22 protein-coding genes are annotated in these 21,141 nt (G+C 71.7%); 6 read left to right on the top strand and 16 right to left on the bottom strand.

The genetic code is table 11. The features are described 5' to 3' along the window. Window positions 1–44: 44 nt before the first annotated feature. From AB0J72_RS15800 to AB0J72_RS15775, 6 genes are read right to left on the bottom strand one after another with little or no spacing between them, the layout of a single operon-like run. Window positions 45–704, bottom strand: coding sequence for a response regulator transcription factor (locus AB0J72_RS15800; protein ID WP_344503523.1), 660 nt, complete (start codon window positions 702–704; stop codon window positions 45–47). Further along, window positions 704–1,753, bottom strand: a complete 1,050-nt coding sequence (locus AB0J72_RS15795; protein ID WP_363399188.1) for an ATP-binding protein — start codon at window positions 1,751–1,753, stop codon at window positions 704–706. Before AB0J72_RS15795 ends, AB0J72_RS15800 begins: the two co-directional genes overlap by 1 nt. 5 nt (window positions 1,754–1,758) lie before the next feature. Further along, the gene (locus tag AB0J72_RS15790) at window positions 1,759–3,252 is read right to left on the bottom strand and encodes a hypothetical protein (protein WP_363399186.1); all 1,494 of its coding nucleotides are present in this window, start codon (window positions 3,250–3,252) and stop codon (window positions 1,759–1,761) included. Window positions 3,253–3,268: 16 nt separating this feature from the next. Beyond that, window positions 3,269–4,873, bottom strand: coding sequence for a glycosyltransferase family 39 protein (locus tag AB0J72_RS15785; protein ID WP_363399184.1), 1,605 nt, complete (start codon window positions 4,871–4,873; stop codon window positions 3,269–3,271). After that, window positions 4,863–6,035: a glycosyltransferase gene (locus AB0J72_RS15780; protein WP_363399182.1), complete on the bottom strand. Its 1,173-nt coding sequence runs from the start codon at window positions 6,033–6,035 to the stop codon at window positions 4,863–4,865. The genes AB0J72_RS15785 and AB0J72_RS15780 overlap by 11 nt, the downstream gene beginning before the upstream one ends. Further along, a complete protein-coding gene (locus AB0J72_RS15775) occupies window positions 5,929–6,540 on the bottom strand; it encodes a GtrA family protein (protein ID WP_363399180.1) in 612 nt (203 codons plus the stop codon). The genes AB0J72_RS15780 and AB0J72_RS15775 overlap by 107 nt, the downstream gene beginning before the upstream one ends. Window positions 6,541–6,686: 146 nt before the next feature. Between AB0J72_RS15775 and AB0J72_RS15770 the strand changes: the two genes are divergently transcribed. Genes AB0J72_RS15770 through AB0J72_RS15755 form a run of 4 tightly spaced genes read left to right on the top strand, consistent with a single transcriptional unit; the run spans window position 6,687 to window position 11,179 of the window. Then, window positions 6,687–7,334, top strand: a complete 648-nt coding sequence (locus tag AB0J72_RS15770) for a response regulator transcription factor (protein ID WP_363399178.1) — start codon at window positions 6,687–6,689, stop codon at window positions 7,332–7,334. Beyond that, complete coding sequence (locus AB0J72_RS15765) at window positions 7,331–8,347, top strand: sensor histidine kinase (protein WP_363399176.1); 1,017 nt, start codon at window positions 7,331–7,333, stop codon at window positions 8,345–8,347. The genes AB0J72_RS15770 and AB0J72_RS15765 overlap by 4 nt, the downstream gene beginning before the upstream one ends. Before the next feature lie 34 nt (window positions 8,348–8,381). Next, complete coding sequence (locus tag AB0J72_RS15760) at window positions 8,382–10,031, top strand: FAD-dependent oxidoreductase (RefSeq protein WP_363399174.1); 1,650 nt, start codon at window positions 8,382–8,384, stop codon at window positions 10,029–10,031. Then, window positions 10,028–11,179, top strand: a complete 1,152-nt coding sequence (locus AB0J72_RS15755) for a cytochrome P450 (RefSeq protein WP_363399172.1) — start codon at window positions 10,028–10,030, stop codon at window positions 11,177–11,179. The genes AB0J72_RS15760 and AB0J72_RS15755 overlap by 4 nt, the downstream gene beginning before the upstream one ends. A 105-nt stretch (window positions 11,180–11,284) precedes the next feature. Here the strand turns inward: AB0J72_RS15755 and AB0J72_RS15750 are convergent, their stop codons facing one another. Next, window positions 11,285–12,538: a hypothetical protein gene (locus tag AB0J72_RS15750; protein ID WP_363399170.1), complete on the bottom strand. Its 1,254-nt coding sequence runs from the start codon at window positions 12,536–12,538 to the stop codon at window positions 11,285–11,287. Window positions 12,539–12,728: 190 nt separating this feature from the next. Between AB0J72_RS15750 and AB0J72_RS15745 the strand changes: the two genes are divergently transcribed. After that, window positions 12,729–13,859, top strand: a complete 1,131-nt coding sequence (locus tag AB0J72_RS15745; RefSeq protein WP_363399350.1) for a sensor histidine kinase — start codon at window positions 12,729–12,731, stop codon at window positions 13,857–13,859. Continuing rightward, entirely contained in the window at window positions 13,856–14,557 is a 702-nt protein-coding gene (locus AB0J72_RS15740) for a response regulator transcription factor (protein ID WP_363399168.1), read from the top strand. The genes AB0J72_RS15745 and AB0J72_RS15740 overlap by 4 nt, the downstream gene beginning before the upstream one ends. Here AB0J72_RS15740 and AB0J72_RS15735 read toward each other — a convergent pair. From AB0J72_RS15735 to pgsA, 9 genes are all read right to left on the bottom strand, one after another. Next, entirely contained in the window at window positions 14,554–14,961 is a 408-nt protein-coding gene (locus AB0J72_RS15735; RefSeq protein ID WP_363399166.1) for a PIN domain-containing protein, read from the bottom strand. The two genes, AB0J72_RS15740 and AB0J72_RS15735, sit on opposite strands and share 4 nt — an antisense overlap. Continuing rightward, a complete protein-coding gene (locus tag AB0J72_RS15730; protein WP_363399164.1) occupies window positions 14,958–15,188 on the bottom strand; it encodes a DUF2191 domain-containing protein in 231 nt (76 codons plus the stop codon). The genes AB0J72_RS15735 and AB0J72_RS15730 overlap by 4 nt, the downstream gene beginning before the upstream one ends. Window positions 15,189–15,311: 123 nt before the next feature. After that, window positions 15,312–16,067: a YebC/PmpR family DNA-binding transcriptional regulator gene (locus AB0J72_RS15725; protein WP_363399162.1), complete on the bottom strand. Its 756-nt coding sequence runs from the start codon at window positions 16,065–16,067 to the stop codon at window positions 15,312–15,314. A gap of 3 nt (window positions 16,068–16,070) precedes the next feature. Then, a complete protein-coding gene (gene pdxT / locus AB0J72_RS15720) occupies window positions 16,071–16,727 on the bottom strand; it encodes a pyridoxal 5'-phosphate synthase glutaminase subunit PdxT (RefSeq protein ID WP_363399160.1) in 657 nt (218 codons plus the stop codon). Between the two features lie 8 nt (window positions 16,728–16,735). Continuing rightward, entirely contained in the window at window positions 16,736–17,644 is a 909-nt protein-coding gene (pdxS, locus tag AB0J72_RS15715) for a pyridoxal 5'-phosphate synthase lyase subunit PdxS (protein WP_344503508.1), read from the bottom strand. Window positions 17,645–17,863: 219 nt separating this feature from the next. Then, window positions 17,864–18,331 (bottom strand): hypothetical protein, encoded by a 468-nt coding sequence (locus AB0J72_RS15710; protein WP_344503507.1) that lies wholly within the window; start codon window positions 18,329–18,331, stop codon window positions 17,864–17,866. A 49-nt stretch (window positions 18,332–18,380) separates the two neighbouring features. Next, window positions 18,381–19,520 carry a glycosyltransferase family 4 protein gene (locus AB0J72_RS15705; RefSeq protein ID WP_363399348.1) on the bottom strand — a complete coding sequence of 380 codons (1,140 nt, stop codon included), beginning with the start codon at window positions 19,518–19,520 and terminating at the stop codon, window positions 18,381–18,383. Window positions 19,521–19,537: 17 nt separating this feature from the next. Then, the gene (locus tag AB0J72_RS15700; RefSeq protein WP_363399157.1) at window positions 19,538–20,452 is read right to left on the bottom strand and encodes a phosphatidylinositol mannoside acyltransferase; all 915 of its coding nucleotides are present in this window, start codon (window positions 20,450–20,452) and stop codon (window positions 19,538–19,540) included. Then, window positions 20,449–21,132: a phosphatidylinositol phosphate synthase gene (gene pgsA / locus AB0J72_RS15695; RefSeq protein ID WP_363399155.1), complete on the bottom strand. Its 684-nt coding sequence runs from the start codon at window positions 21,130–21,132 to the stop codon at window positions 20,449–20,451. Before pgsA ends, AB0J72_RS15700 begins: the two co-directional genes overlap by 4 nt. Window positions 21,133–21,141 lie beyond the last annotated feature (9 nt).

Genomic DNA, 21,141 nt, shown 5'->3' with positions numbered 1-21,141 from the left:
GTACCAATGTCCGAAATGCTCATAGTGCAGTTGTAGGAGCGCCCTCATGGCGCAACTGTAGGAGCGTCCCAGTCCGCCGCTCGTACGACGGCCTCCAGCTTCGACCGGGCACCCATCTTCGACAGCAGATGCCGCACGTGGCTGCGGACGGTGGTGTAGCTGATGCTCAGCTCCCTGGCGATGTCACGGTTGTCCATGCCGGAGGTCATCAGGGTCAGGATCTGCCGCTCCCTCGGGGTCAGGCTGTCCAGCCGCCGGGCGTGCTCCGCGGAGCGGTGCGAGCGCTCCCGCCGCCGCGCGAGGAGCTTCGCCAGCTGGCGGGCCGGCACGAGGATCTCCCCGTCGATCGCCCGGCGCACCGCGTCCGCGACGTCGGCCCCGCCGGCGCTCTTCACCAGGTAGCCGGCGGCGCCGGCCTCCAGCGCCGCGAGGATCACCTCGTCGCTGGTGTCGGCGCTGAGGAACACGATCGCGACGTCGGGCTGGTGCAGCCGCAGCGCGGCGACCGCCTCGGGGCCGGTGCCGTCGGGCAGCCAGTAGTCACACAGCACCACGTCGACCCGCTCGACGTCGGCGAGGTGCTCGACCTCCCCGACGCCGCCGGCGATGGCGACGACACGCAGCTCGTCGTGCTCGTTGAGCAGCGCGGCGAGGCCTTCGGCGACCACCTGGTGGTCCTCGACGATCAGCACGCGGTAGCGCATCAGGCGGCTCCTTTGGATTGCAGGTCGGCGCCGCGCGGCACCCAGAACGTGACGGTCGTGCCACTGCCGGCGCTGCCCCTGGGCACGCTGCCGATCCGGAACCACCCGCCGGCCAGCGCCGCCCGCTCCCGCATCAGCACCAGGCCGAGGTGCCCCGCGTCGGTCTCGAACTCCTCGGCGCCGACCCCGTCGTCGACGACCCGGATCAGGTAGCCGCCGTCCTGCTCGTCGAGGATCACCGTGCACTCGTCGGCGTCAGCGTGCTTGTAGACGTTGGCGACGGCCTCCTGCAGCATCCTGAAGAGCAGGAGCCGGGTGGGCAGCGCCGGCTCGTCCCGCAGCCGGTTGTCCAGGTGTACGGCCAGCGAGTGGTCCTCGGCGAGCCCGTCGAGCAGGTCCCTCGTCGCCGCGGCGAGCCCCTCGCTGGTCAGCTTCGGCGGCCGGAAGTCGAAGATCAGCCGCCGCAGCCGGTCGGCGGCGAGGGCCAGGCTCTCCTCAAGCTTACTGAGCAGCTCCAGGTTGCGGGGGTCGCGCAGCCGGCGGCGCAGGTGCTGCAGCCGCAGCATCGCCGCGGTGATCACCTGCAGGCTGTCGTCGTGCACCCCGGCGGCGATGCGGGCCCGCTCCCGCTCCTGGTTGAGGATGACGTCGCCGAGCGCCTGCTCCTGCGCGGCGCCCTCCTGCTGCAGCCGGGTCACGCGGTGCTCGAGGCTGGACCGGGACAGGCCGCCGGCGCCCTGGTCGTCGACGGCGAGCACGACGAGCCCGCTCGGGTCGCCGGGCAGGGTGCCCAGTCGCACGTCGACCGGCACCTCGGCGCCGCCCGGCAGGCGGATCGCCGAGCCGGTGTAGACGGGCTCGTCGCCCGTCTCCGCGCCGAGCGCGCCGCGCGGGTCGCTGACGAACAGCTCCCCGACGCGGCGCCCGACCAGGTCGACGGTGGTCCGGTGGAAGAGCGCCTCGGCGGCGCTGCTGGCGAGCCGGACCACCCCGGCGGCGTCGAGCACTACCAACGCCTCCGGGGCGGCCCGGAATGCCTGCCAGTACACCGGGGCTACTTCTCCAAGTCCTTCGGCAGTACGTACGGCTTCGGCGTCGGGATGTCGACCGGCCCGCCGGACGAGTCGACCTTGAAGTTGACGGTCGCGGTCGAGCCGCTGAGCTGCCCCCTCAGTTCGAAGATGACACTGTTCTCGGTGTTGCCGGGGATCGTGTACTGCCCGACGGCGCGGGCGGTGCCGGCCTTGTTGACCCGGAACGCGGACACGAGCTCACCCTTCGCGCCCTTGGACGTCTTCGCGTAGACGTGCACGGCCTCGTTCGGCGCGAACTGCGTGGCGTAGAAGTTGACGACCGTGCCGGGCAGGCCGCCGTAGGCGTTGGTCCTGGCCTGCGGCATGTAGGGCAGGATCGTGAACCCCGTGGACGCCGCCGCCCGGCTCTGCTCGCCGATGAAGACCAGCGACTGGGCGCCCTTGAGCTGGTACGGCATGGTGAGCCCGGCGCCCTTGAAGGACCCGGCGCCGTCGGTCGGGACCGCCATGACCGGCTGCCCGCCGGCGGAGTTCAGCCGCACCAGGACCCGCTCGCCCGGCGCGAACCCGGCGCCGGAGAAGGTGATCGACTGGGTCGCCTTCACCGCGTAGGGCGCGAGCTTGATCGACGGGTACAGCCGCAGCACCTGGAACGGCGCGCTCGCCGCCGCCCCACTCGTCTTGCCCACGACCACAAGACTGGTCGTCCCTACCGCCGTGACCCCAACTTTGATCGGCGTCTTACCCACGGAGCCATCCTCGTCGGCCTTGAGGGTGAGGGTGGGGTCACCATTGATCCGCCCCCAGAAGACCTGCAGCTCCTCGCCCGGGGAGAAGCCCTTCACCGTCAGGTTGACGACGTCGCCGGGCTTGCCGACGATGGCGGACAGCGTCGCCTGCCCGGCGCCCTGGGCGACGGCCGCCTCGGCCTTGGCGACCTTGTCGCTGCCGCGCGCCTGTGCGGTCACCTCCATCACGGGCGAGGTCATCTTGGTGGGGAACGAGAAGTTCACCGTGAAGATGCCGTACTTGCCGGCCTTCGCGGTGCCGACCTGGACGGGCTTGCTGCCCTTGGCGTTCTTGGCGGCGCCCTTGGACGGCTGCGCCGCGGTGGCGGACGGCCCCAGGAACACGTCGACCATGGACCCCTGGTCGAAGCCGGACCCGCTGGCCGTGACCGAGCCGCCGAGCCGCACCAGGCCAGGGTTCAGCGTGACCATCGGATCGCCGCCACCGTGCACCATGACCCCGTTGAGGTCGACGGTCGGCGCCTTCGGCGCCTTGGTCACCGGCGCCGTCGGCGTGTCGCCGCCACCGCCGAACGACGGCATCTTCGGTGTTTCGATACCCAGCGCCGGCAGCACCGAACGACCGACGCTGATCAGCAGGAACGCGGCGACCGCGGCGATCAGCAGCCGGCGGCCGGAGATCTTCGGCCGGGACACCCGCCGGCGGCGTTTCGCCGCCGACGGACGACGTTTCGCCGGTGCCAGCCGGCGCTTCAGGGTTTGCATCGTCACTCCAACTCGCTCACGAGGTTGCACCGATCTTGATGATCTGCAGTGAGACGTCGCCGCGGGTCGCCTGCCACACGGTCTGCCCGTGCTGGTCGATCGCCTCGAGGATCCAGGTCTCGCCGCCGCGCTCCAGCGCGTCGCGCATCTTGTTCGACATCACGACGTAGTCGACGTTCTGCCAGCTGGAGGCGAAGACCTTGTCCCGCACGTCCGGGTCGGACGTGGCCTTGTAGTGCGGGTAGGCGTGCTTGTACGGCGGGTCGTTGTCGTGCAGCGCGACCCAGATGTCGTCGTCGATGATGAGCTTCGCGTCCGGTGACACGTTCGTCTTGATCCACGCGACCTGCTGCTCCTGCAGGCGGGTCAGCGGCAGCCGGTAGGCGTCGCTGAACTCCAGCTGGCCCCTGGTGTTGTACTTGACGAGGAACCCGCCCGGCATGACGAGCACCGGCACCAGGATGCAGGCGACGAGCACCGCCGCGCCGGCCGGCTTCGTGCGCCGGGTCAGCCAGCCGAAGAACATCCCGATGTTGAGCGCGAACAGTGGGACCATCGGCGCGATGTAGAAGTCGAGCAGGGCGCTGCGGGTCAGGTAGAAGCCGTAGCCGACGGCCATCAGCGCGCACGCCAGCATCGGCCCCCGCAGCCGCTTGTTGTTGCGGCCGGCGAAGAGGGCGAGCAGCGTCGCCGCGGTGCCGGCGATGAGCAGGTGACGGTCCTTGAACAGCCAGCTGTCCTGGAGCAGGCTGGTGAACGACAGGCCGTTGCTGCTGTTGGAGTTGCGGTGCAGCTGCCACCACACGGTGTAGAGCAGCGACACGTGGTCACCGGGGGTGGCCGCGGCGAGGTTGAAGTTGAACCCCTCCGGGAACAGCTCGTTCTTGATCTGCGCGTAGAGCAGGTAGCCGATGACCGGGGCGAGCGCTGCGAACCACCAGAACGACAGCCCGAAGCGCCGGTTCGACTGCTCCTTCACCGTGCGGTGCAGTAGGTACGCGCAGCCCGGCAGGATGAACAGCGCGTTCTCCTTCGTGACGAGCGCCAGGCCGAAGCACGTCCCGGCGGCCATCACGGTGACGATCCGCCCGTCCTTGCGGGCCAGCAGGTACAGGCCCAGCAGGATCCAGAACATCATCAGGTTGTCCAGCAGCACCTGGCGCTGGTAGTACACGCCGAGCGGCGACACGTTGAACACGAACGCCGCGAGGAACCCGCCGGCCTTGCTGCCGGTGTAGCGCCGGATCGTCTCGTACAGCAGGAACACCGACACCAGGTGCACGATCAGCATCAGGACGCGCCCGGTGTTGATCGCGTTGCCGAAGGCGCTGAAGCCGCCGGGCAGGATCGCGACCCAGCCCGCGATCGTGAGCCAGCCCATCGGCGCGTGGTCGTAGAAGTACGTGTAGGGCGACAGCTTGCCCATGTGGAGCACGGACCACGCCTGCTCCATGTAGATGCCCTCGTCGGTGAGGTACAGCGGGTAGCGGAACATGTTCCAGCCGTGCGTCACCAGCCCGATCACCAGGCTCAGGATGATGAGCGGCCAGCCGCGGGTCTGCGGCTTCTTCGGTGTCGGCGCCGCCGGGCTCGCCGGCCGCTGCAGGGTGTCAGCCGACATTGGTCAGCTCCGCCGTCTCCGCCGCGGTGCGGTGCGCACCGATGTGGGCCGTCTTCTCCCAGTTGCGTTCGCCCTTGACCTGCCGCCACAGGGCGCGCGCCGCCGCGTAGGACAGCACCATCTGGTACGGGAACCAGGTGATCGCCATCTTCACGACCGTGCCGGGGGTGGCTTTCAGCCCGTGCGCGCCGGTGAACTCGTACAGGCCGACGACGCTCATCACGAAGTGCGCGCCGAGCAGGAGCACCGGCAGCCACGACATCATCGCCACCGGCACGGGCACGCTCAGCACGAACGCGCTGAGCAGCGCCACCGGCAGATACACCCCGAGCATCGCCTGCACGTGCGGGAACGCCAGGGTGTACCAGGCGAGGAACCGCTGCCGGCGGGTCGGCATGAGCTTCCAGGTGCCCTTGCCGAGGGTCTGCATGAAGCCTTGACACCACCGGGTCCGCTGCTTGATGAAGCTCTGCAGCGTCGGTGGCGTTTCCTCCTTCGTGACGTAGCGGTCGTCGTAGACGACCCGGACCTTCTCGCCCATGCTGGAGAGGCGCAGGCCGATGTCGGCGTCCTCGGTCAGGTTCGACTCGTCCCAGCCGCCGAGGCGCTCGATCAGGTCCCGCTTGAAGAACACGGTGTTGCCGCCGAGCGGGATCGCGCCGTTCTTCGCGTGGTAGTGCAGCCGGCTGCGGAACCAGAAGAAGTACTCCAGCACGTTGAACGTCGAATACCAGTTGGAGTCGAAGTTCATCAGCTGCACGCCGGCCTGCACGCAGCCGACGTCCTCGCCCATCATGATGGTGTTGACGATGTCGAACAGCTGCGGCTCGACCTCGTCCTCGGCGTCGAAGATCGCCACGACGTCGTTGGTGGCGTGCCGCAGCGCGGTGTTGAGCCCGTGCGGCTTGTTGATCGGACCGTCGTCGAACACGACCACCTCGACGTTGGTGCGGCCCATCGCGCGCAGCCGGTTCACCTGCGCCTGTGCCTGCTCGATCGTGCCGACGTCGTCGGCGGAGCAGACCACGAGGATCTGCACCAGGTGCGGCGGATAGTCAGCGGACGCGGCGCGGGCGATGGTGTGCTGGATGACCTCCTCCTCGTGCCGTGCCGGGAGGATGGCGGTGAAGGAGAGTGCCGGCGTAGCACGTTGATCTGGCACCCGCGCCCGGTCGCCCGCCTCGGGCTGGTCCCACGTGTAGATCATGAGATACAACGCGTGCGCCGCCTGCACTGTCAGCACCAGCGAGATCAGGGTGAGAATGGTCAACACCAGCTGTTCCATCGGTGCGTTCACTCCAAATCCACTTCGAGCTGACGGCGAAGTTGACGGCGAACCCGGCCACGATGCCGATGAGGTTCGCGGGCAGGTAGTGCATCCCGAGCGCGACCAGCAGCTGGACCGCGACGACGTTGACCGGCAGTGCGGCGAGGCCGGCCAGGCTGAAGTAGGCGAACCGCTGCAGCGACAACCGGCGGCGGCGGAACGTCCAGAGCTCGTGCAGCACGTAGTTGGTGACCAGCGCGAGCTCGACCGAGGCGACGGTGGCGGGCAGCAGCGCCAGTCCGAGCACCCCGTGCAGCACGAGCAACGCGCCGTTGTTGACCACCACACCGCCGGCTCCCACCAGCGAAAACCGGCCCAGCCGGCGCAAGTTGGGCGTCACGGTGCAACGATGCTCGCCCCGGGCGCGCCTTACATCGGGCCACGGTCGGTGGGCGGCGGCGACCTTCGTCCTCCCCCAATTGGCGTACGCCGAACGAGACCGGGGACGTGGTGATTCGACGCCGCACCGGGGTATAGCGCGCGGCGATGAGTATCAAAATCTTGATCGCCGACGACCACGCGATGGTCCGCGAGGGCCTGCGTGGCTTCCTGTCCCTCAGCGGCGACCTGGAGACCGTCGGGTTCGCCGCCGACGGCCGCGAGGCGGTGAGCCTGGCCCACGAGCTGCGCCCCGACCTCGTCCTCATGGATCTGCTCATGCCGGTCCTCGACGGTATCTCCGCGACCACCGTGATCCGCCGTGAGCTGCCCGGGGTCGAGGTCGTCGCCCTCAGCGGCTACCTGGAGCCGCAGCTCATCGCCGACGCCCTGCACGCCGGCGCGGTCGGGTACCTGCTGAAGGACACCTCCTCCGAGGAGCTGCACCGCGCGGTCCGCGCCGCCGCCGCGGGTCAGGTGCAGCTGTCGCCGGCGGTCGCGGCCCGGCTCGTCCGGGACGTGCACGTGCCGACGGCCCCGCCGCAGCTCACCCGCCGGGAGGAGGAGGTCCTGGTGCTGCTGGCCCGCGGCCGGGCCAACGGGCAGATCGCCCGGGAGCTGCACATCGCGCCGCAGACCGTGAAGACGCACGTGAGCAACATCCTGCAGAAGCTCAACGCCGAGAGCCGCACCCAGGCCGCCCTCTACGCCATGCGGGTCGGGCTCGTGCCGGTCCACGCGGCGGCCCCGAGTTGAGGCATCTGGCGGCGCTGCACGCGCTGCTGCGCGCCGGCGTCCCGGTCGACGAGGTGCTCCACTCGGTGTGCGACCGCGCCCGGCGCGCCCTTCCGGCGGCGGCGGTCCTCGTCGTCGACGCCACGGGTGCGGTGCGGGTGAGCTCCGGCCCGCCGCTGCCGGACCTCGCCGGGCTCGCCGGGCTCGCCGCCGCCGCCGCGATGCGGGGCGGGCGGGTGGTGCTGCGGGGTGCCGTCAGCTGCGTGCCGATGCCCGGGCACGGCGGGGTCCCCGGCGTGCTCGTCGCCGCCGGCCGGCGCCGCCCTCCGCCACCGCGCCGCCTCGAGGCCTTCGCCGCGGTCGCCGCGCTCGCCATCGGTACCGGCGAGACACAGGCGACCCGGGAGCGCGAACGCCTCGCGAGGGACCTGCACGACTCGGTGGTGCAGACCCTCTACGGCATCAGCCTCGGGGCCGGCACCGCCGCCGAGCTCGTCCACGGCGACCCCGTCAACGCCCGCGCCTCCCTCGCCTGGATCCAGGAGACGGCCAGCGCCGGCCTCAGCGACCTGCGCGGCATCATCGTGCGGCTGCGCCCGGAGACCCTCGTCGGCGCGGGGCTCGCCGCGGCGCTGCGGCGCATCGTCGACGCGCTGCACTTCGCGCCCGGCACCGGCGCCGTCCCGCCCGGGTGGGGGCTGCAGCTGGACGCCGAGCCGGCGGTCAGCCCGCAGGTGGAGGAGACCCTGTACCGCATCGCCCTCGAGGCCCTCGGCAACGCCGCCCGGCACGCCGGCGCCTCGCAGGTCACCGTCCGGCTCGCCGGCGACGACACCCGCGTGGTCCTGGAGGTCGTCGACGACGGCGTCGGGTTCCTGCCCTTCACCGCGGGGTCGCCGGGCCGGCTCGGGCTGCGGTCCATGCGGGAGCGGGCCGAGCTGGTCGGCGGCACCCTGGACGTGATGAGCGCGCCGGGTGCCGGCACCGTCGTCCGCGCGATCCTGCCCAGTTCCCCCGCCGTCCTCTCAGGGTGAGGCACCGCCGCCGGGTCCGGCTGACCGTTGGGACATGCGCGTGGTAGTTGATCTCACCAAGTGTCAGGGCTACGCCCAGTGCGCCTTCCTGGCACCCTCCTCGTTTCGGATGCAGGGCGACGAGGCCCTCATGTACGACCCCGCCCCCGCCGAGGACCAGCGCGAACGCGTCCGGCGAGCAGCGGCCGCGTGCCCCGTCCAGGCGATCCAGATCGACCGGCTCTCCGTGCACGACATGCCCCCCGTCCACGTCGTGGACCGCCCGTCCCGCATCGTCGTCGTCGGCGCGTCACTCGCCGGGCTGCGGGCCGCCGAGGCGCTGCGCGAGGAGGGGTTCACCGGGTCCCTCACGCTCATCGACGGCGAGTCCGGCGAGCCGTACGACCGGCCGCCGCTGTCGAAGCAGGCCCTCAGCGGTCAGGTCGCGCCGGACGCGACCGCCCTGCCGCGCCCCGACCTCGACGCCACGTGGCGGCTCGGCGTCAGGGCGATCGGCCTCGACCTCGCCGACCGCCGGGTCCAGCTCGACGACGGCTCGTCGGTGCCGTTCGACCGGCTGCTGATCACCACCGGCGTCCGCGCCCGGGCCTGGCACGACCCGGTCGAGGCGGCCCTGGACGGCATGTTCGTGCTCCGCACCCGCGACGACGCGGTGCGCCTCCACGAGCGGCTCGCCTTCCTCGCGCCGTACGGCGCCGCCGCCCGCCTCAGCGAGGCGGTCCCGGGTCCGCTCGAGCCGCGCGACGCCGGCCGCACACCACGCGTCCTCGTCGTCGGCGCCGGCTTCACCGGGTCGGAGATCGCCTCCACCTGCCGGTCCATGGGGCTGGACGTCATCGTCGCCGAGGCCGCCGCGACACCCCTGGCCGGCGCGCTCGGCGGGGTCGTCGGTGCCGTCGCCGCCGAGGTGCAGCGCGAGCACGGCGTCGACCTGCGCTGCGGCATCACCGTCGAGTCGATCGAGGGCGACGCCGACGGCCGGGTGCGCCGGGCCCGCTTCTCCGACGGCACGGTGGCCGACGTCGCCGTCGTCGTCGCCGCGCTCGGCGGGGTCCGCAACAGCGAGTGGCTCCGCGACTCCGGCCTCGCCGTCGGCGAGTGGGGCGTCGCGTGCGACGCGGGCTGCCGCGCCTTCGACGCCAACGGCCTCGTCCTCGACGACATCTTCGTCGCCGGCGACGTCGCCCGCGCCCCGAACGCGATGTTCGGCTACCAGTTCCTGGCCCTGGAGCACTGGGCGAACGCCGTCGCCCAGGCCGAGGTCGCCGCCCACAACATGGTCAGCGACGAGTCCGACCGCTGGCCGCACCTGCACATGCCGTCGTTCTGGTCGCTGCAGTTCGGCATCAACATCAAGGCCGTCGGCGTGCCCACCTTCTCCGACGAGGTCGTCGTCACCCAGGGCTCCGTGGCGGACCGCCGCTTCGCCGCGGCCTACGGGTACAAGGGACGCCTCACCGGCGCCGTCACCTTCAACCACGGCAAGTGGCTGCCGTTCTACGCGCGGCTCATCGAGCAGGCGGCACCGTTCCCGCCGCACTTCACCACCGTCGACCAGCCCGACTCGATGGTGCCCGTCCCCGCCGACGTCCCCGACCCCAAGTTCCTGGCCCGCGACGCGACCGTGGTGGTCACCGGCCACGATCCCAGCTCCCGGTCCGCTTCCCTGAGGAGTTCCCGATGACCACTTCCGTCGGCTCCGTGTTCGGCGCGGTCCTGGATCCGGTGAACCGCCACAACCCCTACCCGCTCTACACGTCGCTGCGCCGCACCCCCGTCGGCCGCGAACCCGACGGCACGTGGCTGGTCACCACGTTCCGCGAGATCTCCGCCCTGCTGCACGACCCGCGGATCAGCTCCGCCGTCGACCCCGACCGCGAGCCGGTCGGGCTGGCGCCGAGCTTCCTGCGGACCGACCCGCCCCAGCACGACCGCCTGCGCCGCCTCGCCACCCGGCAGTTCGGCCCGCCGCACCGCCCGACCTTCGTCGCGGACCTGCAGCAGTCCTTCGAGGGCATCGTCGACCGGCTCATCGCCGACCTGCCCGCCTCCACCGCGGACCTGGTCGACCAGTTCGCCTACCCGCTGCCGGTCCTCGTCATCTGCGAGCTGCTCGGCGTGCCCCTCGCCGACGAGCCGCGCTTCAAGGCGTGGATCGACCAGGCGCTGGCCGCCGAGAACCCGCGGGACACGCCGGCCTTCCGGGAGCTCGGGGACTACCTCGGCGACCTCGTCGACACCGACCCCGAGCCGGGCCTGCTGCGCTCCCTCGCCCACGACGACGGCCCCGACGGCCGGATGACCCGCGACGAGCTGGTCGGCACGGCGCTCCTGCTGCTCATCGCCGGCCACGAGACGACGGTCAACCTCATCGCCAACGCCTCGCTGGTCCTGCTCCGCGAACCCCGCTGGATCGAGCGCCTCCTCGACGACCCGTCCTTCGCGATCCCCCTCGTGGAGGAGGTGCTGCGCTGGGACCCGCCCGTGCAGTTCCTGCCGTGGCGCACCGCCCTCGACGACATCCCCATCGGCGGCACCACCATCCCGCGGGGCGCCTCCGTCACGCTGCTCCTCGCCGCCGGCAACCGGGACGACGCCCACATCAGCGACCCGGACCGCTTCGACCCGGACCGCCGGCCCGTCCAGCATCTCGGCTTCGGCGACGGCATCCACTACTGCTTCGGCGCCCCGATGGCCCGGCTGGAGGCGCAGGTGGCCCTGCGCGCGCTGGCCCCGGTCCTGGCGCGGGCCCGCCTGCTGGAGGACCCGCCGGAGTACCGGCCGAGCCCCGTCCTGCGCGGCCCCCGCCACCTCCGCGTCGCCCTGCAATGAGCCGGGGCTCGTTGCAGTGACCGGGCGCTCGTTGTAGTGACCGGGCGCTCTTTGTAGCGACCGGGCCCGCGGCGTCGTCCGTCGTCGGCGCCGCGGGCCGTCCGGTCACGCGGCGGGTTGGGGCTCCGCCGTGGGGGCGGGGGTCGCCGCCTGCAGCGGGCGGGGCGGGAGGGCCTTGGCCAGCAGGCCGTAGCCGGCGAGCAGGAGCAGCGGGCTGAGCACCGACAGCGGGCCGACACCCACCGCGAGGAACGCCACCACGCCCAGGCCCGTCAGCACCGGCACCCACCAGCGGACCAGGCCGTCGGCGGCGGCGCCGATCGGGACCGCGATCAGGCCGAGCAGGCTCACCAGCATCGCCGGCATGGCCCAGCCGAACGCGAACAGCGCATACCCGCCGAAGGCCTCCGTCACCTTCGCCGCGAGCTCGGCCGGCACCGTCTGCCGGACCGCCAGGTCGCTGAAGTCGCCGACCATCAGCCCGCTGAAGTGCATCAGCGCGAACGCGGTGACCGCGGCCGCCACACCGGTGAACCGCCGGCCGCGGCGCATCAGCAGCAGCATCCCCGGCACGAACAGCACCCACGCCCAGTGCAGCAACAGCGCGCTCACCTGCGCCAGGCCCGGCTGCCGCACCGACTCCTCGATCTCCGGCGACAGCCCCGGCACGGTCAGCAGCCCCGCCCCGAACACGACCGGCGCGGCGACGAGCCCGAAGCGGCCGACCCGGTCCTTGAACACGCCGAACGTCGCCGGCTCGTCCGCCCGGGACGGGTCGGTCCGCCGGCCCATCTCCCACCCGGCGTAGCAGTACGCCACCAGCATCACGACCGGCCCGGCGAGGTTCACCGGCAGCGGCGAGATCGCGAACTGCAGGTACAGCACCGAACCCAGCAGCGCGGCGGCCGCCGTCCACCAGGAGATGACCTTCGCGTAGGCGGCCGCGACCGGGGTCAGCAGCAGCGCCAGCGCCCAGCCGGCCAGGCCCGGCACCTGCCAGCCCCACACCGCCCACTGCATCGACTGGAACGCCTCGTCGGCGCGTTTGACGTCGGCGTCGGGCAGCGTCTGCTCCATGGCGAGGATCGCCAGGTCGTACGCCATCATCGCCGAGAACGTGACGAGCCCGAACACCGCGGCGCACCACGCGATCCGCGCCAGCACGGCGCCCCTGCGGCGGATCGGTGCGAGGAGCCCGAGGAACACCGGCACGAACAGCACCCACGCCCAGTGCAGCAGCACCGAGTGCCACTGGATGGCGCCGGGGTGCGCCCGGTAGATCCCGACGCCCTGGTCCTCGCCGAGGGCGGGGTCGACCGCCGTGGCGACGGCGAGGAAGGCGGGCGCGAGAAAGAGCACAAGCCTGAAGAGGAGAAGCCGCATATCCGTACCCCTGTCGAATCCATGTTGGACCAGCAAGGTACGTATGAGCCGGCTCGCCAGTCGCCACCATGGCGAGGGAGCCGTCCTCCCCCGCGCGGGGGACCGGCCGTCATTCCTTGGACGGGCGAATCCCCGGTCGGGGACCGCTTACGGTCATCTCGTGGAGATGAGGCGGGCAGATCTCGCGCTGACGGGCGCGTTCGTGGTGTTCGCCCTGACCGAGGAGGCGGTCGCGCACCAGCCCGGGGGCTGGTGGCCGTTCGTGCTGGCCGGGTTCGCGCCGCTGGTGGCCCTGCGCCGGGCCGTCCCGCTCACGGGCCTGCTCGCCAGCTGCGTCGGCGGCCTCAAGTACTGGTATCCGGACCAGATCGTCAACTACCGCCTGTGGCAGCTCGCCGCGATGATCATCGCGGCGTACACGGTCGGCCGGCACGTGCCGCTGCTCGGCACCACCGGCCGGCTCGCCCGCGCCCGCGGGGTCGCCGGCCTGCTGCTCGCCGTCGCGACCGGCAGCGTCTTCTGGCAGGTCGACCCGGCCGACCCGATGGGCGCGTTCTTCTTCCCCGTCGCGCCGTGGATCCTCGGCACGGTCTTCGGCGTCCAGCACCGCCAGAGCGCCGACGCCGCCACCGCCCGCGCCGCGATCCGCGAGCAGCGGGTCCGCGAGGCGGTCATGGAGGAGCGCGTCCGGATCGCCCGCGAGCTGCACGACATGGTCGCGCACAGCGTCACCGTCATGGTCATCCAGGCGGGCGTGGTCCGCCGCCGCCTCGACGCGGGCCTCACCGTCGACGCCGAGCTGCTGCGCAACATCGAGTCCTCGGGTCGCGACGCCGTCGGCGAGCTGCGCCGCACGCTCGGCCTGCTCCGGGGCGACGCCGGCGGCCCCGGCGGCACCACCGCGGCACCGGTCGGGCTCGACCGCCTCGACGAGCTGCTCACCCAGGTCCGCGAGGCCGGGCTGACGGTCACCCTGCACCGCTCGGGCACGCCGGTGACGCTGCTGCCGGCCGCGGACCTCTCGGCGTACCGCATCGTGCAGGAGGCCCTGACCAACGTGCTCAAGCACGCCGGACCCGCCGCGGTCACCGTGTCCCTGCGCTACGCCGACGACGGCGTCCACCTCTCCGTCGTCGACGACGGCGGCCCCGTCACCGTCGCGGCCCCCGGCTCCGGCCAGGGTCTCATCGGCATGCGCGAGCGCGTCACCCTGTTCGGCGGCGACCTCGAAGCCGGCCCGGTCCCCTCCGGCGGCTTCGCCGTCCACGCCCGGCTGCCGCGACTGGTGGCGTCATGAGCTCCGGCCCCGCACCCGCCTCGAAGATCAGCGTGGTCGTCGCCGACGACCAGCGGATGGTCCGCGCCGGCCTGCGCATGGTCATCGAGACCGAGTCCGACATGCACGTCGTCGGCGAGGCCGGCGACGGCGTCGAGGCCGTCACCCTCACCCGCCGGCTACGCCCCGACGTGGTCCTCATGGACATCGCGATGCCCCGCCAGGACGGCCTCGCCGCCACCCGCGCCCTGCTCGCCGCCCCGAACCCGCCCCGCATCATCGTGCTCACCACGTTCGACACCGACGACAACCTGTACGAGGCCCTCCGCGCCGGCGCGAGCGGCTTCCTGCTGAAGGTCTCCTCCCCCGAGCACCTCATCACCGCGATCCGCGTGGTCGCCGCCGGCGAGGCCCTCCTCGACCCGGCGGTCACGACGCGGGTGATCGCCTCGTACGCCGGCACCCCCGGCCCGCAGCCCCCACCCGAGCTCGCCGATCTCACCCCGCGCGAGACGGACGTCCTGCGCCTCATGGCCCGCGGCCTGTCCAACGGCGAGATCGCCGCCACCCTCACGGTCGGCGAGGCCACGGTGAAGACCCACGTCGCCCGCGTCCTGATGAAGCTCGCCCTCCGCGACCGCGTCCAGGCCGTCGTCTACGCCTACGAGTCAGGCCTCGTTCGCCCCGGCAGCGACGCGGGCCGCTCCGGATCGCCTTAGTCCGGTTCGCCGCAGACCCGCTGCTGGCGCAGCTCGGGCACGAACCGCGCCATCGTCTCGAAGTCGGCATCCTGGTGCAGGACCTCGAGCTTCAACCGGATCGCCGTCGCCGCTACCAGCAGATCGGTCACCGACAGCCCATGGTGCGCACTGTGCGATGCCAATTCCTGATGGATGACAGCGGCCAAATCCCAGACGCCGTCGGGCATGGCGATCGCGAGACATGCATTCCGCACATCCTGTTCCAGCTCCGCATACCCCTTGGCATCCGCGATGCACAGCGTTTCGAGGAGCACCGGCATACAGACGGAGATCAGTCCGCGGTCGACAACGTCGAACCACATTGGGTCGACCTGGCGACGCAAAATCCTAACGAGCGCGCTGGTATCGACGAGGTATTTCACTTGTCGATCTCGTCCAATGCGCTGAAGTCAAACAAGCCTTCGTCCGACATCTGCTGAAGACGTTCCAGTGCGCTTCGCCGACGCGCTCGCCAACCCTCGACGTACTGCAGCAGTGCGGCGTTCATCGCCGCCACCTCGGAGGCACCGCCGAGGTGGCGTTGCGCCTCGGCCAGCAGTTCCCGGTCAAGGCCGGAGCCGGAAAGCTTGGTCACAGCGATCTCAGTCATGGTCACCTCCTCACATTGCCACCGTAGGGCCATAAGGCACAATCCACGAGCGCGCCTGTCCAAGAAAATGGTACGGCGCTCCAGCCCACAAGGGTCGGAGCGCCGGTGCGGATGCAGGTGCGGTCAGGCCTCGACCAGGGCCATGACCTCGTCGGAGACGTCGAAGTTGGCGTAGACGTTCTGGACGTCGTCGCAGTCGTCGAGGGCGTCGATCAGCTTGAAGACCTTGCGGGCGCCTTCTTCGTCCAGGGGGACGGTCACGCTCGGCACGAACGACGAGTCCGCCGACTCGTAGTCGATGCCGGCGTCCTGCAGGGCGGTGCGGACGGCCACGAGGTCGGTCGCCTCGCTGATGATCTCGAAGGCCTCACCGAGGTCGTTGACCTCCTCGGCGCCGGCGTCGAGGACGGCGAGGAGCAGGTCGTCCTCGGTCAGCTCGCCGGCCTTGGGCACGATGATGACACCCTTCCGGGTGAACATGTACGAGACGCTGCCGGCGTCGGCGAGGTTGCCGCCGTTGCGGGTGAGCGCGACCCGGACCTCGGTCGCCGCGCGGTTGCGGTTGTCCGTGAGGCACTCGATGAGGATGGCGACGCCGTTGGGGCCGTAGCCCTCGTACATGGCGGTCTGCCAGTCGGCGCCGCCGCCGATGAGGCCGGAGCCGCGCTTGACGGCGTTGTTGATGTTGTCGTTGGGCACCGAGTTCTTCTTCGCCTTCTGGATGGCGTCGAAGAGCGTCGGGTTACCGGACGGGTCGCCGCCACCGGTGCGGGCGGCGACCTCGACGTTCTTGATCAGGCGGGCGAAGAGCTTGCCTCGCTTGGCGTCGATGACCGCCTTCTTGTGCTTGGTCGTCGCCCATTTTGAGTGCCCGGACATGGCCTAACCCTCCGTCGTCTGGCCCGCCTCACGCGCCATCTCCACGAAGTACCGATGGACTCGGAGGTCGCCGGTGAGCTCGGGGTGGAAGGCGGTGGCAAGCAGGTGCTGCTGCCGAACCGCGACAATCCTACCGGCGGCCGAACGTCCGGGCAGTCCGGGCCTTGCGGCTTCGCCCGAAGGCCCGGACCGCTCGCCGACCCGACCCAGCACCCGCACGCCCGGACCGACCTCCTCGACCCACGGGGCGCGGATGAAGACCGCCGAGAACGGCCCTCCTTCAATGTCCGAAATGTCGACCGTACCTTCGAACGAGTCGACCTGCCTGCCGAAGGCGTTGCGCCGCACGGTCATGTCGATGCCGCCGAAGGGCACCTGGTCGGGGCGGCCGTCCAGGATCGTGCCGGCGAGCATGATCATGCCGGCGCACGAGCCATAGGCGGGCATGCCGCCGGCCAGCCGCTTGCGCAGCGGCTCGGTCATGCCGAACTCGATCGCCAGCTTGCTCATCGCCGTGGACTCGCCGCCCGGGATGACCAGCGCGTCGACCGAGTCCAGCTCGTCGGGGCGGCGCACCGGACGGGCGATGACATCGAGCTCGGCCAGGGCGTGCAGGTGTTCGCGCGTATCGCCCTGGAGGGCGAGCACACCGATGATCATGCCGGCGGTCACCAGCCGCGCTCGGCGAGGCGGTGCGGCTGCGGGATCTCCTCGACGTTGATGCCGACCATGGCCTCGCCCAGGCCGCGGGAGACCTTGGCGATGACGTCGGGGTCGTCGTGGAACGTGACGGCCTTGACGATGGCGGCGGCGCGCTGCTCGGGGTTGCCGGACTTGAAGATGCCGGAGCCGACGAAGACGCCCTCGGCGCCGAGCTGCATCATCATGGCGGCGTCGGCGGGGGTGGCGATGCCGCCGGCGGTGAACAGCACGACCGGGAGCTTGCCGGTCTCGGCGACCTCCTTGACCAGCTCGAACGGCGCCTGCAGCTCCTTCGCGGCGACGAACAGCTCGTCCTCCGGCAGCGACGTCAGCTTGCGGATCTCCCCGCGGATCTTGCGCATGTGGGTGGTGGCGTTGGAGACGTCGCCGGTGCCGGCCTCACCCTTGGAGCGGATCATGGCCGCGCCCTCGGTGATGCGGCGCAGGGCCTCGCCGAGGTTGGTGGCGCCGCAGACGAACGGCACGGTGAAGGCCCACTTGTCGATGTGGTTGCTGTAGTCGGCCGGGGTGAGCACCTCGGACTCGTCGACATAGTCGACGCCGAGCGCCTGCAGGACCTGGGCCTCGACGAAGTGGCCGATGCGGGCCTTGGCCATGACGGGGATCGAGACGGCGGCGATGATGCCGTCGATCATGTCGGGGTCGCTCATGCGGGAGACCCCGCCCTGCGCGCGGATGTCGGCGGGAACGCGCTCCAGGGCCATGACGGCGACGGCGCCGGCGTCCTCGGCGATCTTCGCCTGCTCGGGGGTGACGACGTCCATGATGACGCCACCCTTGAGCATCTCTGCCATGCCCCGCTTGACCCGCGCGGTGCCGGTGACTGACGAGCTGGTGGTGGGCGACTCGGACACGACGAAGCACTCCTCACAGGGCTGAACGGGATTCACCTTGAGTTTACGCCGACCGGGTGACAGGTTCCGACGTCCAATGGGAACCCCGCGGCCCACGTTGCGCCCCTCGGGTCGGCCAACCCCCCGAAAATGATGATTTTTCCGGTTTAGCGGGCGCGCAGCGCCTGATAAACCGGAAGCCAGGGGGAAACAGTGTGCGTTTCGCCGCTCATGTACGGCTCAGGGCAGGGACGGGTCGTCGACGTCGAAGTACGCCGGGCGGGGGTGCTTGCGGGCCAGGCGGAACACGCGGACCAGCGCCCGGCGGCGCACGGCGAGGGCGTCGCGCACGACGTCGTTGTGCACCTGCCTGGCGAGGGCGACCCGCCGGCTGACCTGCACGAGCGGGCCGACCACGTCCTCCGGGCCGGCGGCCGCCTCGCGCAGGTGGCGGGTGAGGTCGTTCTCGGCGACCTCGCGGTCCTCGGGCTGGGCGTCGACGGCGATCCGGGCCGCGTACATGAGGGTGGGCAGCTGCGCCGCCTCGGCGAGGGCCACCGCGGCCACCGCGCGCCGGACCAGGTGGGCGTCGAGGGTGGCGTAGGCCGCGACCGCCCGCGCGTGGAGCCGGTCGACGCGGGCCGCGAGCCAGGTGAGGTAGGTCGCCACCAGGACCACCACCGCCACCACCGCGATCACCCACCACACGGCGGGAAGCCTACGGTAAGCGCAGCGGTCACCGGGACCGGCCGGTGGCCTACGGGACGGGCTCCTCGACCACGGCCCCGGCGACCTCGATCACGGTCGAGTAGACCTCCAGGACCCGTTCGGCCACGACGGGCCAGTCGTACGCGGCGACGACGGAGGCGGCCCGGTCGGCGAGCGCGGCCCGCTGCTCCGGGTCGTCGAGCAGGCCGGCGATGGTGGCGGTCAGCGCGGCGGCGTCGCCGACGGGGAAGAGGGCGCCGGCCCGCCCGCCGTCCAGGACCCGCCGGAACGCGTCCAGGTCGCTGGCCACGACGGTCGCGCCCGCGGACATCGCCTCGGTCAGGATCATGCCGAAGGACTCGCCGCCGGTGTTGGGGGCGATGTACAGGTCGACACTGCGCAGCATCCGCGCCTTGTCCTCCTCCGACACCTTCCCCAGGAAGACGATCCGGTCCTTGAAGGCCGCGATGTCCGGGAAGTCGGTGAAGATCTCGTCGGCGTCGCCGGGGCCCGCCACCAGCAGCCGCAGGTCCGGACGGCGGGCGGCGAGCGTCGCGAACGCGGTCAGCAGCAGCGGGAAGCCCTTCCGGGGCTCCGTGAACCGCCCCAGGAAGCCCAGTGTGCCCCCGTCGCCGGGGAAGCCGGGCAGCGGCGAGGCAGCGCGGTACCGCGACACCTGCACCCCGTTGGGGATCTCCCACGCGCTGCCGCCCAGGTGCTCGACCTGGACCTTGCGCGCCAGCTCGCTCACCGCGATCCGCCCGGTGATCTTCTCGAGCACCAGCTGGAGCAGCCCCTGCGCGGCGGCGAGCGCCCGCGAACGGGTCATCGCGGTGTGGAAGGTGGCGACGACCGGCCCGCGCGCCGACAGCACCGCCAGCATCGACAGGCTCGGCGTGAGCGGCTCGTGCACGTGCAGCACGTCGAAGCGGCCGGCGGCCATCCAGCGCCGGACCCGGGTCGCGGAGATGAGCCCGAACGAGACGCGCGCGACGGAGCCGTTGTACGGCACCGGCACCGCCCGGCCCGCGGGCACGACGTACGGCTGCTCGGCGCTCTCGTCGTCGCCGGGCGCCAGGACGCTGACGTCGTGACCGAGGCTGATCAGCGTCTCGGCGAGGTCGCGGACGTGGTTCTGCACGCCGCCGGGCACGTCGAACGAGTACGGGCAGACGATCCCGATGCGCAACATGCCTCCCACGCCTCCTAAGCCTTCACTACGGCGGGGGTGTCGATCCAGAGTCGTTGCAGCATGTGCCAGTCCTGTGGGTTGCGGGCGATGCCGACGGCGAGGACGTCCGCGATCCGCTGGGTGAGCAGCCGGACCCGCACGTCGAGCGCCCCCTCCGAGGCGTCCGGCAGCGGGATCGGCCCTTCGAGCCGGCCGGCGGCCGCGTCCGGGTCGAACCACATCGACACCACGTACAGCGGCGCGCCGGTGCGCAGGGCCAGCAGCGCCGGGCCGGCCGGCATCTTCGTCCGGCCGCCGAAGAAGTCGACCTCGACGCCGCGGGCGGTCAGGTCCCGGTCGGCGAGCAGCGGCACCACGTACCCGGCCCGCAGCCGCTCCTCCAGCACGTCGAACGCGGGCCGATCGCCGCCGGTCGTCGGAAGGATCTCCATACCCAGTGAACGCCGGAATTGCAGATACCGCCGGTACACGCTCTCCGGCTTCAGCCGCTCCGCGACGGTCACGATCGGCCAGCCGTTGGCGGCGACCCAGGCGCCGGCCGCGTCCCAGTTGCCGGCGTGCGGCAGGGCGATGACCGCGCCGACCTTGTCGGCGACGTTCTCGGCGAGCAGCTCGCCGCGGTCCAGCCGGAATCCGCTGAGGTGCTCGGCCTTCGGACGGCCCGGCAGGCGGAACGCCTCCAGGTAGTAGCGCGCGTAGGAGCGCAGCCCGCGCTCCACCAGGTCGGCGAGCTCGGCCTCCGACGGCCCGGGACCGATGACCCGCCGCAGGTTCGACGCGAGGGTCGCCGTGCCCTTGCCGCCGTTGCCGCTCCTGTACCGGCGGGAGCCGTGCCGGGCCGCGGCGGCGAAGAACGGCCACACGGCGGCGCGGGGGAGCTTCGGGATGAGTGAGAAGGCGGCCCCGTAGCCGAGCTCCGTGAGGTTCACCGGGCGACCCGGTCGCCGGCCGGCCCGGCCCCGTCCCCGGTGGCGCCCTGCGCCGCGCTCTCGGCGGCGGCGATGTCGCGCGCCTGCCGGTACACGTGCGACATCCGCTGCCCGATGGTGATCACCGACAGCAGGACGAGCAGCCACAGGGCCGCCTCCATGCCGTGCGGCACGCCGAAACCGAACAGCAGGCCGCCGATCCCGACCAGGATGAGCCGCTCGGTCCGCTCGGCCAGCCCGACGTTGGCGGTCATCCCGAGCCCCTCGGCGCGGGCCTTCACGTAGGACACCACCTGCCCGGTGAGCAGGCACAACAGCGCCGCGGCGCACTCGCGCAGCTGACCCTGGGAGGCGTACCAGAAGGCGACGGAGCCGAAGATGGCGCCGTCGGAGACGCGGTCCATGGTCGAGTCGAGCAGGGCGCCGAACTTGTTGCTGACGCCGAGCTGCCGGGCCATGGACCCGTCGAGCATGTCGGTCAGGCAGCTCACGGTGACGATAACGAGCGCGATGACCATATGGCCGCGGGTGGCGAACCCGAGACTGCCGGCGAGCACGCCGACGGTGCCGGCGACGGTCACCGCGTTCGGGGTCACCTTGGCGCGCAGCAGCGCCGCCGCGACGGGGTTGACGATGCGGGCCAGTCCGGCCTTGCTGACTACGCTGAGGATCTTCGCCATGGCGCTCCC

It is taken from the genome of Dactylosporangium sp. NPDC049742, assembly GCF_040674675.1.
Taxonomy (GTDB): domain Bacteria; phylum Actinomycetota; class Actinomycetes; order Mycobacteriales; family Micromonosporaceae; genus Dactylosporangium; species Dactylosporangium maewongense.
This window is presented reverse-complemented; position numbering and strand designations above follow the sequence as displayed.